Source organism: Streptomyces sp. APSN-46.1, assembly GCF_022815725.1.
In the GTDB taxonomy this organism is placed as follows: Bacteria; Actinomycetota; Actinomycetes; order Streptomycetales; family Streptomycetaceae; genus Streptomyces.
The window spans coordinates 400,203-413,894 of record NZ_JALGRF010000004.1; the positions used below are offsets into that span (position 1 = coordinate 400,203).

General features: G+C 73.4%; 8 protein-coding genes and 1 rRNA gene. 6 read left to right on the plus strand and 3 right to left on the minus strand.

Features of this window, described 5'->3' with window-relative positions; all coding sequences use genetic code 11:
- The first annotated feature begins 212 nt into the window (after positions 1 to 212).
- Positions 213 to 4,043, plus strand: coding sequence for a BTAD domain-containing putative transcriptional regulator (locus tag MTF65_RS16260; protein WP_243629426.1), 3,831 nt, complete (start codon positions 213 to 215; stop codon positions 4,041 to 4,043).
- Here the strand turns inward: MTF65_RS16260 and MTF65_RS16265 are convergent.
- Positions 4,030 to 5,952 (minus strand): sigma-70 family RNA polymerase sigma factor, encoded by a 1,923-nt coding sequence (locus MTF65_RS16265; RefSeq protein WP_243629393.1) that lies wholly within the window; start codon positions 5,950 to 5,952, stop codon positions 4,030 to 4,032. The genes MTF65_RS16260 and MTF65_RS16265 overlap by 14 nt on opposite strands.
- A 138-nt stretch (positions 5,953 to 6,090) precedes the next feature.
- On the opposite strand from MTF65_RS16265, the gene MTF65_RS16270 reads away from it, so the two are divergent.
- The gene (locus MTF65_RS16270) at positions 6,091 to 6,237 is read left to right on the plus strand and encodes a hypothetical protein (RefSeq protein ID WP_243629394.1); all 147 of its coding nucleotides are present in this window, start codon (positions 6,091 to 6,093) and stop codon (positions 6,235 to 6,237) included.
- 258 nt (positions 6,238 to 6,495) lie between these two features.
- Here the strand turns inward: MTF65_RS16270 and MTF65_RS16275 are convergent, their stop codons facing one another.
- Positions 6,496 to 7,266 (minus strand): TetR/AcrR family transcriptional regulator, encoded by a 771-nt coding sequence (locus MTF65_RS16275; protein WP_243629395.1) that lies wholly within the window; start codon positions 7,264 to 7,266, stop codon positions 6,496 to 6,498.
- A gap of 340 nt (positions 7,267 to 7,606) precedes the next feature.
- On the opposite strand from MTF65_RS16275, the gene MTF65_RS16280 reads away from it, so the two are divergent.
- A complete protein-coding gene (locus MTF65_RS16280; RefSeq protein ID WP_243629396.1) occupies positions 7,607 to 9,001 on the plus strand; it encodes an FAD-dependent oxidoreductase in 1,395 nt (464 codons plus the stop codon).
- A gap of 179 nt (positions 9,002 to 9,180) precedes the next feature.
- Positions 9,181 to 10,986: an ATP-binding SpoIIE family protein phosphatase gene (locus MTF65_RS16285; RefSeq protein WP_243629427.1), complete on the plus strand. Its 1,806-nt coding sequence runs from the start codon at positions 9,181 to 9,183 to the stop codon at positions 10,984 to 10,986.
- A 76-nt stretch (positions 10,987 to 11,062) separates the two neighbouring features.
- Here MTF65_RS16285 and MTF65_RS16290 read toward each other — a convergent pair whose 3' ends face one another.
- Positions 11,063 to 12,397, minus strand: a complete 1,335-nt coding sequence (locus tag MTF65_RS16290) for an MFS transporter (protein ID WP_243629397.1) — start codon at positions 12,395 to 12,397, stop codon at positions 11,063 to 11,065.
- Positions 12,398 to 12,522: 125 nt separating this feature from the next.
- Here MTF65_RS16290 and MTF65_RS16295 point away from each other — a divergent pair, with 125 nt between their 5' ends.
- Both MTF65_RS16295 and MTF65_RS16300 read left to right on the plus strand, forming a co-directional pair.
- Positions 12,523 to 13,059, plus strand: a complete 537-nt coding sequence (locus MTF65_RS16295) for a MarR family winged helix-turn-helix transcriptional regulator (protein WP_243629398.1) — start codon at positions 12,523 to 12,525, stop codon at positions 13,057 to 13,059.
- A 561-nt stretch (positions 13,060 to 13,620) separates the two neighbouring features.
- Positions 13,621 to 13,692: ribosomal RNA gene (locus MTF65_RS16300) — 16S ribosomal RNA — on the plus strand; the annotation flags it as partial.

Below are 13,692 nucleotides of genomic sequence, written 5' to 3' on the forward strand. Positions count from 1 at the left end.
CGGGACCTCGCGTCGGCCGCGTCGCCGCGCGGTTCCCGCCGCCGTGCGGCGACCCGGCCGCACCGCCGCGCGCCGCGTCCGTACCGCCCCGCCGCCGGAGCGGCAGGGGCGCCGGGCAAAACCAGCCGCGTCGGCGATCGGGGCGCGAGGGTCCGGGGCAGCGCCTCGGAAACCCCCACCCGCCCCCGGCAGGGGCAAGGCAGAATTGCCCGGTGCGGTACCTCATCCTTGGCGTCACCCAGGCGCGCGACGAGACCGGCGCCCCCCTCCCCATCGGCGGCGCCCGCCTGCGCGCGCTGCTCGCCGCCCTCGCCCTCCGCGCCGGCGGACCGGCCGCCGCGTCCGTCTCCGACCTGGTCGACGACGTCTGGGGCGACGCCCCGCCCAGGGATGCCCCCGCCGCGCTCCAGGCCCTCGTGGCCCGGCTCCGCCGCACCCTCGGCGGCCGCGACACCATCCACGCCGACCCCGCCGGCGGCTACCGCCTCGCCGCCGCCCGCGACGACATCGACCTCCACCGTTTCACCCGGCTCACCCGCCAAGGCGCCCAGGAGCTGACCACCGACCCCGCCACCGCCGCCACAACCCTCCGCTCCGCCCTCGCCCTCTGGCGCGGCCCCGCCCTCGCCGACCTCCCCGAGCCCGCCCGCACTCACCACGCCGCCGCCCCCGAGGCCCACCGGGCCGCCGCACTCCGCGACCGCGTCGAGGCCGAGTTGAGAAGCGGCCGCACCGACCCGGCGTCCCTGCTCCCCGAGATCGAGACCCTGATCCAGGAGCACCCGTACGACGAACCCCTCCGCGCCCAGCAGCTCCGCGCCCTCCGCGCCGCCGGCCGCCCCGCCGACGCCCTCGCCGCGTACGACCGCACCCGCCGCACCCTCGCCGAATGCCTCGGCACCGACCCCGGCCCCGAACTCACCGCCCTGCACGCGGAACTCCTCCAGCCACCCGCACCCGCCGCACCCACCGCGCTGCCCGCGTCCGCCGCGCCGCCCACGTTCGCCATGGAGCCCGCGCTGCCCGCGTCCGCCGCGCCGTCCACGCCTGCCGCGCCGCCCTCACCGCCCGCGCCGTCGGCGCCCACCACACGGCCCGCGCTGCCCGCGTCCACCGCGCCGTCCGCGCCCGCCGCGCCGCCCTCACCGCCCACGTCGCCGGCGCCCACCTCACTGCACGCGCCTGCCGCACCGCCCGCACAGCCCGCGTTCGCCATGGAGCCCGCGCTGCCCGCGCCTGCCGCGTCGCCCTTACAGCCCGCGCCGTCCGCGCCGTCCGCGCCGTCCGCGCCGTCCGCGCCGTCCGCGCCGTCCGCGTCTGCCGCGCTGCCCGCGTCTGCCGCGCTGCCCGCGTCTGCCGCGCTGCCCGCGTCTGCCGCGCTGCCCGCGTCTGCCGCGCTGCCCTCGTCCGCCGCGCAGCCCTCGCCGCCCCGGCCCGCCGGGAATCTGCGCCCCCGACTCACCTCCTTCGTCGGGCGCGAGCCCGAACTCGCCGCGCTCCACACCGACCTGGCCCGGTTCCGACTCATCACCCTCACCGGCCCCGGCGGTTCCGGAAAGACCCGCCTCGCCGAGCACGCGGCCGCCGCCCACTCCGAACCCGGCTGGCTCGTCGAACTCGCCCGTCTCGACCACCCCGGCGCCGTCCCCGACGCCGTCCTCAGCGTCCTCGGCCTGCGCGAGAACGCCCTCGTCGCCCGCGAGATGACCGTCCCCGACGCGCCCACCGACCTCCTCGTGGAGCACTGCGCGCACCGCCGCCTGCTCCTCGTCCTGGACAACTGCGAGCACGTCATCGGCGCGGCCGCCGAACTCGCGGAACGGCTCCTGACCCACTGCCCGGGAGTCCGGATCCTGGCCACCAGCCGCGAACCTCTCGGTGTACCGGGGGAGACGCTGCGCCCCGTCGAGCCGCTGCCCGACCCCGTCGCGCTGCGGCTCCTCGCCGACCGCGGCGCCTCGGCCCGTCCCGGCTTCACCACCGACGAGGATCCGGCCGCCTGCGCCGAGATCTGCCGGCGCCTGGACGGACTCCCGCTCGCGATCGAGCTGGCCGCCGCCCGGCTGCGTCTGCTGACCCCGCGCCAGATCGCCGACCGCCTCGACGACCGCTTCCGGCTCCTGACCAGCGGCGCCCGCACCGTCCTGCCCCGCCAGCAGACCCTGCGCGCCGTCGTCGACTGGTCCTGGGACCTGCTCACCGCACCCGAGCGCACCGTCCTGCGCCGCCTGTCCGTCTTCGCCGGCGGCTGCGACCTGGCCGCCGCCGAGACGGTGTGCGCCGACGGGACGGGCCTCGACGTCCCCGACTCGCTCGGCTCCCTCATCGACAAGTCCCTCGTCCTCGCCGAGCCGCCGCCCACCCCCACAACCGACCGGGACCCCGGAACCGGCATGCGCTACCGCCTGCTCGAAACCATCCGTGAGTACGCCGCCGAGCGCGCCGCAGCCGACCCGCGGGACCGGGCCGAGACCGCCCGCCGCCACACCGCCCACTTCCTGGCCTTCGCCGAGGAGGCGGAACCCCTCCTCCGGTCCGCCGCCCAGCTCCCCTGGATCCACCGCGTCGAGACGGAGTTCGACAACCTCCGCACCGCGCTGGAGACCGCCATCCGCGCCGCCGCCGCGCCCACCGCCGCCGCCGCGCCCACCGCCGCCGCCGCGCCCACCGCCGGCACCGGCGACCCCCGCACCGGCGACCCCCGCACCGCCCCGTACGCCGAGACCGCCCAGCGCCTCGCCCTCGCCCTCGGCTGGTTCTGGTGGCTGCGCAACTACCGCCTCGAAGGCGCCGAATGGACCGCCCGCATCCTCGCCGTCACCCCAGCGGAGCCACCCGCGGAGCCACCCGCGGAGCCACCCGCGAACCCACCCGAGGACTCACCCTCGTACTGGCGCTTCATGCGCCTCCAGATACTCCACATCCTCCTCCTCGCCGAGGGCCGCCCGATCGAGGAGTTCCGCACGCCCGAGTACCTCGACCTCGCCGCCCACATCAAGGAGGCGTTCCGCCGCAACGGGCCGGAATCCGCCCGCTTCCCCGGCATGCTCTGGCCCCTGACCGGGTTCCTCACCGGCAACGCCCTCGACGTCCCGACCCACCTCGATGAGACGGTCGAGAACTGCCGCCGCCACGCCGGTGACTGGGAACTCGGCGCCGCCCTCATATTCCGCACCCACGTCGCCATCGACAGCACCGGCGGCCTGCCGACCGTCGAACAGGACCTCGCCGAGCTCCACGAGATGGCCCACCGCGTCGGCGACCGCTGGATCCGCGCCCAGGTCGCCAGTGCCGCAGGCGAGTTCGCGCTCTCCCACGGCCAGTACGGGGCGGCCCGCGCCGAGTACGAGGAGTGCCTGCGCCTCGCACGCGAGGTCGGCGCCCACATCGAGGTGCCCTTCGCCCTGGCCCGTATCGCGGAGACCACCTTCTGCGTCGGCGATTTCGAGAGCGCCGAGCGCGCACTGGCGCAGGCGGACCTCGAAGCCGACCGGTTCGGCGGCGTGTACGACGTCCGCGCCTACGGCCGGCTCATCGCCGCGCTGATCGCCCTCTTCCGGGGCGCGCCCGAGCAGGCCCGCGCCGAATGCGAGCGGGCCCGCGCCCAGGCCGGAATGCTGACGGTGCCCCCGCAGCTCACCGCCGGGATCGACAACGTGGACGCCATCCTCACCGCCCGCGAGCACGGTCCGGCGGCAGGGCTGGCCAAGGTCGGGCCGGTGCTGGCCACCGCCGTCGCCGCACGCTGCGCGGAACGCGTCCTGGCCTCCCTCGCCGAGACCGCGGCCGTGCTGCTGGCCGCCGCCGACCGCCCCGCCGACTCCGTACGGGCCTTCGCCGCGGCCACCGCCTGGCGCGCGGGCCATCCCCGCTCGGTCCCGGAGCAGATGGCCCTGCACGACCTCCCGGAACGCACCCGCGCAGCGCTCGGCCCGGACCGCCAGGCCGAGGAGGAGGCCGCCGGCGCCGCACTCACCCCGGACGAGGTCGTCAGCCTCCTCACCGGCAGCCCCCTCGCCCTCAGCCCCCTCACCGGCAGCTGATCACGGAGTCCGCCCAGCTCGCGAGGGCCGGCAGACGGCCGTCCCCGACCCGCTCCACCACCAGCCTCAGCGTCTTGCGCCCGGCCAGCGAGACCTGCACGGCCGCCGCCGGATCCTCGTACCCGAGGGCGGCGGACTGCCACAGCCGCTGCCCGTCCGCGTACACCGAGAACCACACCGAGCCGTCGGTGAACTTCGACAGGCCGTCCACCCCGGCCCGCGCCGAGAACGCGGTGCACTGCCGGTTGAGGGCGATCTCCACCGAGGAACGGGAGTTGACGGTGATTCCCTGCGCGTACCGCCGGCCGTCGATCTCCAGCCCACCGCGCTGCCATACCCAGCTGCTGCGCCAGGTCCGCAGCTCGGGAGCACTGTGGTCGCCCGCAACCGACTGGTCGATCCGGGCCAGTTGAAAGCCCTGCGGCGGCGCCGGGGTCGGCCTGGGGGCCGGCTTGGCCGCGCTCGGCGTCGGCGAGGGCTTCGCCCGGCTGGGCGAGGGCTTCGGCGCCTCGGGCAGCGCCGCCTGCGAGCGCGAAGCCGAGGGCGTGGGCCTGGGCGACGGCGGGGGAGTAGTCCGCGCAGGCTGTACGGATCGCTTCGCGGCCGGTGTCTTCGCCACCGTCGGGCTCGGCTTCGGCCGGGGCGGGGCGGAAACCTCCGGAACCGGCACCACCGGCGCGGCCACGCTCGGCACGGGCCGCGCCCGTACCGGTGGCTCGGGGTCATCCCCGGCCAGCGCGAACACCACCCCGGCGGCCGCGGCGACGGCGATTCCGGCGGCCAGCGCGGCCTTGGCCGGCAGCCCCAGCCCCTCGGAGACCACCGCACCCCCGACCCCGCCCCCCGCCCCGGCCCCACCGGCACCACCAGCGGCACCACCGGCAGCCCCGGCGGCACCACCGGCAGCCCCACCAGCGGCCCCGGCGGTACCACCAGCCCCACTAGCGGCCCCGGCGGCACCACCCGCAGCCCCTGCCCCCGCCCCACCAGCCGCCGCGGACCCGCCGGCGCCAGCGGCAGCCCCCGTCCCCGCCCCACCAGCCGCCGTGGACCCGCCGGCGGCAGCGGCGGCAGCACCCGCCCCACCCGCGGCGACGGCCCCGCCGGCCACCACACCGGCCGCCTTGGCCGCGTACCCGGCGGCGAACCACCCGATGACCGCGACCGGCAGCAGCGCGGGAATGCCGGCGTTGACGTCCTTGAGCTCCCCGGCCGCCAGCCGGCACTTCACGCACTCCTCCAGATGCTTGCGCAGCCCCCGTTCCGCCCGCACCCGCAGCCCGCCCCGGGCATACGCGCCGAGCCGGTCCGCATGCCGCGCGCAGTCCCCGCCCTCACTCAGGGCCGAGCTCACATGCGCCTGCAGATAGGCCTGCTTGAGACCTTCGCGGGCCCGGCTGGCCAGCACCGCGGTCGCGTTGGCGCTCAGCCCGAACAGCGGGGCGATCGCGCTCGGCGAGGCTTCTTCGACGGTGGTGTGCCACAGCACGGCCTGCCACCGCTCGGGAAGGCTGCGGAACGCCTGCATGGCCAGCGACCGCTCCGCCTCGTGCATCGCCCGTACATCGGCGCCCAGTGCCAGGGTGTCGTCCCCGGACCGCCCGACCCCGCTCTCGGCGCCGGCGGCGGCCTGCTCGGCGAAGAGCGCGAAGTCCTCGACGAGTTGCTCCCGCCGCGCGGTCTTCGCCCAGGCGGCCGCGACCCGGCGCACCGTGGTCAGCAGGTAGGCCCGCACCGACTGGTCCGGCCCGGCCCCGCCCCGTACCGCCTGCAGCGTCCGCGCGAACACCTCGGCGGTCAGGTCGTCGGCGGTGTGCCCGTCCCGGCAGCAGCTCCGCGCGTAGCGCCGCACGGCGTCGGCGTGACGGCGGAACAGCTCCTCGTACGCACCGTCGTCCCCACCACGCATCCGGACGACCAAGTCGGCGTCGGAAGGTGGCAGTTCACGCCCAGAAGCCCCAGAAGCCCCAGAAGCCCCAGAAGCCCCAGGATCCCCGGAAGTCCCCCGAGCCCGGGAGCCGCGAGAAGACCCGCCCCCGGGAGCCGCATGCCGCCCGACCCGGTCGCGCTGCGCCGGCACCTGCCGCGCGGGCAGGCTGCCGGCCTCGGCCCCGCTCCCCGTCCCGTCACCGGTACCAGTTCCGGTTCCCGTACCGGCCCCGATCTCGGCGTCTCCGCCGAAGCCGCCGAGTGACTCGTCCCGCCCGTCAACGCTCATCGAGGAAGCCCCCGCACGACACACTCAGACCGGTACACCGATCCAGCGTGGCACACGGCGAGCGCACGCCGAAGCCGTCTCCCCGCCATCCACCCATCTGGGCACAATCCGGCGAATCGCCGTACCGATCCTCACTCGTTCGAGCGAGCAGCCGTTCAAGGAGACGATGTACGAGGAGACGATGTACTTCGAGTCAGACCTCAAGAACCCTCACCGCGGAAGCTCCCGCGCCGCTCACACCGTCCGCGACCGCAGCCCCTCAAGCAGGATGTCGAGCAGCCGGGCCGACGCCGCGGCCTGCTGCGCCGGGTCCGGCAGCGCCGGTGCGGCGGTCGCTATCACCAGCAGCACATCGGCCACCGTGACATCGGTCCGCAGCGCACCCGCCTCCCGGGCGCGGTCCACCAGCCGGCCGACGACCTCCAGCAGCGCACCCGCGCCCGCGTCCTCCGAGGGCTCGTCCTCGACGGACACCCGCGAGCCCACGACCCGCAGATCCGGTGCCCCGGTCACGCCGGCCTGGCGCTGGTGCGGAACCCGCGCCGCCTCCGTCTCCTCGACGCCGTCCTCACCGGCCGAACCGACCCGCAGCACCTGCGGCGGCAGCAGCCGCCCCGCGCCCGAGGCCACGGAGGTGCGCAGGAAGCACGACAGCGCCTGCCACGGCTCCTCCTCCTGGCCCAGAGCGGACTTGGCCTGCTCGGTCAGCCGGGCGGTCTCCTCCTCGGCTATCCGCCGGACCAGCACGTCCTTGCTCGGGAAGCGCCGGTACACCGTGCCGACACCGACCCGCGCGCGCCGCGCCACGTCCTCCATCGGAGCCCCGTAGCCCAGCTCGCCGAAGACCTCGCGGGCCGCGCGCAGGACATGCTCGAGGTTCCGCTGGGCGTCGACGCGCAGCGGCGTGGAGCGGCCCACGGCGTGGGTCGCACCGCCGGCCATCACGCGGCCGCCGCTCTCGGCCGAGAGCGCGGTCGCAGAGCCATGGAAATCTGAAATGTGCATACGTTTCCCCCGGTAATCACTTGTCTCCCCCCGGAGACAGTCCCCGCCTTCGTGTCGAGGGGGGCCACAGTCACGGGGCCCTGGTCGTTCTCCTCGACGCATACGAACATAGTTGAGCCAGAGTCAATTCAGAAGAGGCAGCCCCGGACGGACCACCGCCCGATCGGAGCATTCGCCCCCACTTTTCCGTCGCGAGCCTCCGGAACCACCCTCTCCATAGCCTCTGACCTGCGGACTTCAACCCCGACTCAGGTCACTCGACAGCCCCGTCCCGACGCCCCCACCGGTCACACAATCTGTCGGGCCTGTGGACAAACTCCCGGCCACGTTGCGTCATGGGGTGGTGAAGGCTGCTAACTCCCGGGGCACGGCCCCCGGTACCCCGCCCCGGACGCGCATCCTCGTCGTCGGCGGCGGCTACGTCGGCATGTACACGGCCCTGCGCCTCCAGCGGAAGCTGAGACCCGGAGAAGCCGAGGTCACGGTGGTCACCCCCCAGCCGTACATGACGTACCAGCCCTTCCTCCCCGAAGCCGCGGCCGGCTCGATCTCCCCACGCCACGTCGTGGTCCCGCTGCGCCGCGTCCTCGACAAGTGCCGCATCGTCGTCGGCGAGGCCCGCGGCATCGACCACACCAAGCGGATCGCCACCGTCACCACCCTCGCCACCGAGGAGGAGGGCGCCGGCCCGACCGAGATCGAGTACGACGAACTCGTCCTCGCCCCCGGCTCCATCTCCCGCACCCTCCCCATCCCGGGACTCGCCGACTACGCCATCGGATTCAAGACCCTGGAAGAGGCCATCGGCCTGCGCAACCACGTCATCGAGCAGATGGACATCGCCTCCTCCACCCGCGACCCGGCCGTCCGCGACGCCGCCCTCACCTTCGTCTTCGTCGGCGGCGGATACGCGGGTGTCGAGGCCCTCGGCGAACTGGAGGACATGGCCCGATACGCGGCCCGGTACTACCACAACATCAAGCCCGAGGACATGAAATGGGTCCTGGTCGAGGCCAGCGACCGCATCCTCCCCGAAGTCGGCCCCGAAATGGGCACGTACACGATCCGCGAACTGCGCCGCCGCAACATCGACCTGCGCCTGGAGACCCGGCTCGAATCCTGCGAGAACCGCGTCGCCGTCCTCAGCGACGGCGCCCGCTTCCCCACCCGCACCGTCGTGTGGACAGCCGGCGTCAAACCGCACCCGGTCATCGCCGCCTCCAACCTGCCCAAGAACGAGCGCGGCCGACTCGCCTGCACCGCCTTCCTCACCGTCGAGGGCGTCGAGCACGCGTGGGCCGCCGGTGACGCCGCGGCCGTCCCCGACATCACGGCCGAGGAGAAGGGTCGCGAATGCGCCCCCAACGCGCAGCACGCCGTCCGCCAGGCCAAGGCCCTCGCCGACAACCTCCTCGCGGCCCTGCGCGGCGAACTCCTCACCGAGTACGCGCACAAGTACGCCGGATCCGTCGCCTCCCTCGGCCTCCACAAGGGCGTGGCCCACGTCTACGGCCGCAAACTCAAGGGCTACCCCGCCTGGCTGATGCACCGGGTCTACCACCTCAGCCGCGTCCCCACCTTCAACCGCAAGATGCGCGTCCTCGCCGAATGGACACTCTCAGGCCTCTTCAAACGAGAGATCGTGTCCCTGGGCTCCCTCGAACACCCCAGGGCAGAATTCGAACTCGCCGCAGGCGGGAGACCGAAGGAACCCCCGAAGAACAGCGAAGGCTGACGTTGTCAGTGCCGTCGGCCACACTGGACGTGTGACCATAGGTGGGCTCACACCTGCACAGAGTGACACCGTCCAGCGACCGGCCCCGGGACACCTCCGGGGTCACCCCCAGCAGCTGCCGAGGGAGGTGGCTGGGGGAGACACAGCGACCACGAGCGACACCACGAGGCTTGAACGCAGTGAACTTCACGCGCTGGAGCGCCCGGTTCCCCGGAACGCAGCGCCGCGCCGCCGCCCGGTCCGAACACGCCGCCGCCCAGGCCAAGCGGGGTGAGGGCTCGGTCCCGGCCGCCCGCGGCGCCGCCGCCCAACCCGCCGCCACGCCGGACGGGCGCCCAGCCGACCCCACCGTCTCCGGCACGGGGTCCGGCGCCGGCACCCCCTCCGGCGCCCCCGCCGGAGGCCACACCGGAGCGGGCGCCGCACCCCGCGCCGCCGCGCCCCCCGCCCCCGTGCCCTCCCTCGACGAGCTCTCCGTACGGGAGGTCCTCGGCCGGCTCCCGGCCCTCGTCGCCCTCGTACACGGCCCCGACCACCGCGTCGCCTACCTCAACGACGCCTACACCGCCGGATTCGGCGCCCGCACCACCGGCGCCCCGGCCCACGAGTCCCTCCCCGAACTCGGCGACCTCGGCCTGCTCCCGCTCCTCGACCAGGTCCAGCGCAGCGGCAAGCCCCGTACGGCCAAGAACCGCACCACACCCGGCGGCGGCAGCTCGTACACGGTCACCTGCACCCCGGTCGACTTCCCCAAGGCCGACACCGGAAGCGCACCCGACCCCCACCACGCCGGCATCCTGATCCACCTCGCCGACGTCACCGACCACGCCGAGGCCGTCGAGCGCCTCCGCGCCAGCGAACGCCGCCAGCGCGAGGCCGCCGTCACCCTCCAGCGCTCCCTCCTCCCGCAGGAACTGGAGCAGCCCGACGACCTCCGCATCGCCGCCACCTACCAGCCCGGCGGCACCGAGGCGGCCGTCGGCGGCGACTGGTACGACGTCATCACCCTCGGCGCCGGCCGCACCGCCCTCGTCATCGGCGACGTCATGGGCCGCGGCGTCCGCGCCGCCGCCGTCATGGGCCAGCTGCGCACCGCCGTCCGCGCGTACGCCCGCCTCGACCTCCCGCCCCACGAGGTCCTGCAACTCCTCGACGGCCTCGCCGCCGAGATCGACGCCAGCCAGATCGCCACCTGCGTCTACGCCGTCCACGACCCCAACGAGGGCCAGCTCGCGTACGCCTCCGCCGGCCACCTCCCGATCCTGGTCCGCGACGAGGACGGCACCGTACGCCGCGCCGCCGACCCCACCGGCCCGCCGCTGGGCACCGGCGGCTGGCTCCACACCTCCGGCACCATCGCCCTCGGCCCCGGCTCCACCGCCGTCCTCTACACCGACGGCCTGGTCGAACGCCGGGGCGAGGACATCGACGAAGGCGTCGCCGCCCTGGAGCGCGCCCTCTCCGGCGCCCAGGGCACCCCGGCGGTGATCTGCGACCGCCTGATGCGCGCCCTCGGCGTGGACGCCGACCACGACGACGACGTGGCCGTCATGGTCCTCCAGCAGCCCGCCCGCACCGGATCCGACGCCGAGCTCTTCCACAACGCCGCCCTGGAACTCCTCGGCGGCGTCGAGGCCGCCCCGCGCGCCCGCGCCTTCGCCCAGGGCGTCCTCGCCTCCTGGCGCTTCCCCGTCGAGCTGTGCGACCTCGGGGTGCTGGCCGCGAGCGAACTCGTCGCGAACTCCCTCCAGCACGGCACCCCGCCCATGCGCCTCCGGCTGCGCCGCACCGACCGCCGCCTGATCATCGAGGTCACCGACGGGGACGACCACCTCCCGCGCCGCCGCCGCGCCGAACCGGCGGACGAGACCGGCCGGGGCATCTCGATCGTCGCCACCATCGCCTCGTCCTGGGGCTCCCGCCGCACCCCGGGAGGCGGCAAGGCCGTCTGGTGCGAGTTCGCCCTGCCCGACAAAGCCGCATAGGAGCCGCATAGGAGCCGCATAGGAAAGGCCCCGATCCACCGGGACCGGGACCTTTCCTCTCCTGTGTGCCTATGGGCTACGCGTGCACCGACTCGATCGCGGCGGCCGGAGCCGGAACCGAAGCCGGAACCGGAGTCTTGGCCGCGAAGGCCTTGGCCGCGACGGCCGGGCCGCCCTGCGCCACCACCCGCGACAGCGAGGGGTTGTCCTGCTCCGGACTCAGCCGCTTTCCGATCCGCAGCGCCAGCCCGGCGATCCCGAGCGACACGACGACGAAGGTCCCGATGTAGAGCATCGGCACGCCCGCGCCCAGCGGCACCCCGAGCGGACCCAGCGCCAGTGCCATCTGCTTGACCAGCGCGAAGGCCGAGTTGTACTGCCCGACCGAACCCTCCGGCGCCAGGTCGGCCACCAGCGGCGCCATCGTCGGCGACAGCATGGCCTCGCCGATGCCGAACAGGGCGTACGTAGAGACGAACGCGGCCGCGGCCATCGTCGCGCTGCCGTGCCCCAGACCCGAGAACCCGGCGATGACCCACGCGACGGTCCAGATCAGGCCGACCAGCGCGATCACCCGGGACCGGCGGCGCTTCTCGACCAGCCGCAGCACGACGAACTGCGCGACCACGATGGCCCCGGTGTTGGCGGCGAGCGCGAACCCGAGCGTCGACGGGGAGATCCCCGCGGCCTCCGTGCCGAAGGCGGCGAGACCGGACTCGAACTGCCCGTAGCAGGCGAAGAAGATCACGAAGCCCAGCACCAGCAGCTGGACCATCGCCTTGTGCCGGACCAGCCGCTGCCAGCCGCCGCCCGCCCCGGACGGGTCCTTCGGCACGGCGTCCTTGATGCTCGGCGCGTGCGGCATCTTCACCGTGAGGATGACGCCCGCCAGCACCAGGAACATGACGGCCTCGATGCCGAACAGCAGGGTGAAGCTCGCGGGACGGCTCTCGTCGACGATCTGGCCGCCGATGAGACCGCCGATGCCCAGCCCCAGGTTCTGCATGAAGAACTGCATCGCGAAGGAACGGGTCCGGGTGGCCGGCGTAGAGCACCACACGATCATCGTGGCCAGCGCGGGCTGCATGACGGCCTGCCCGGCGCCCAGCGCGAGAGCGGACAGCAGGATCGGCGCGATCCCGGTGGAGAGCCCGAGGGACAGCGCACCCGCGGAGGCCGCCACCGCGGCACCCATCACGACAGGGACGGGACCGCGTCGGTCGATGACCCGACCGGTGAAGGGCAGCGCGACAAGAGCACCCAGGGCGAAGGCCACGAACGCGCTCGTGGCCGCCATGGAGCCGAGACCCCGCACCTGCGCCACGTAGATGTAGAGGAACGGAACCGTGAAACCGATGCCGAACGCGGTCAGCGCGTTACCGGCCTGGATCCGCCGCATCGCAGCGCCCATCACCCTGGTCACTTCTCACCTGCCTTTGAAAGCTGAAGCCTGAAGACTTCATACCTAAACTTCGATGCTTAACTCTACACATCGAAGGAGTTAGACGCCAACGGCTCCGTGCGATACTTCGATCCATGGGTGACACCCCCGACGGAGCTACGCCCGTCCACGAGCCGAGCCTCGACGAGCAGATCGCCATCTATCAGCGCGAGTTCCAGGACCTCGACCCCCAGGTCGAGAAGGTGGTCTCGGCACTGAGCCGCCTGAACCGCCGCATGAACGTCGCGTACGGACGCCAGACCGCGGCCCTGGGCATCAGCAACGCGGAGTGGGAGGTCCTCAAGGCCCTCGTCATCTCCGGAGCCCCGTACCGGATGGGCCCGAGCGAGCTCGCGAAGCAGCTGGGCCTCACGCCGGCGGCGATGACCCACCGGATCGACCGCATGACGGCGGAAGGACTCGTCACCCGCGAGCGGGACGAGTCCAACCGGGTCCGCGTGATCGTGGAGCTCACGGACGAGGGCCGCAGCAAGTGGCTCGACGCGATGCGCGCGGCGACGGTCTTCGAGGAGGACCTCCTCCAGGACCTCTCCACCGCGGAGCGCGGGGTGCTCGGCGACATGCTGACGCGCCTGCTGGACCGCGTGGAGGACGTCCAGTCCCGGGGCTGACCTCGGGAGTTGACACGGCCCCTGTGGGTCCGTAAGGTTCTTCGAGTTGTCCCAGAGTCAACTGGTTTTGGCGACAACAAAATCCGCCGCCTCGTTGCGGCACCCAACTCAGCACGATCTCCCACCGGGAGCGAATTCGGCATGCCTGAATTCACTCCCGAAGAGCCGATTATGGCTCAGCCGGGAAATGGAATAGAGTTCGGGAGTCGGAAGGGCCCAACGGCCCGGAAGACAAACCCCGCTGACTGGGGGTCAGGCCCTGAAAGAGTCTGATAGAGTCGGAAACGCAAGAACAGAACGAAAGCCCGGAGGAAAGCCCGCGAGGGTGAGTACAAAGGAAGCGTCCGTTCCTTGAGAACTCAACAGCGTGCCAAAAATCAACGCCAGAAGTTGATACCCCGTCCACTTCGGTGGATGAGGTTCCTTTGAAAAAGACCTGTGAGGTCGCCTTCGGGTGATGCTCGCAGGCAATTACACAGCGAGGACGCAGTGGTCAGTCGGTCATATTCCGACATGACTGGCCCGCTCTAAGTGCGTGTTGCACCGGATTACCGGTAAACATTCATGGAGAGTTTGATCCTGGCTCAGGACGAACGCTGGCGGCGTGCTTAACACATGCAAGTCGAACGATGA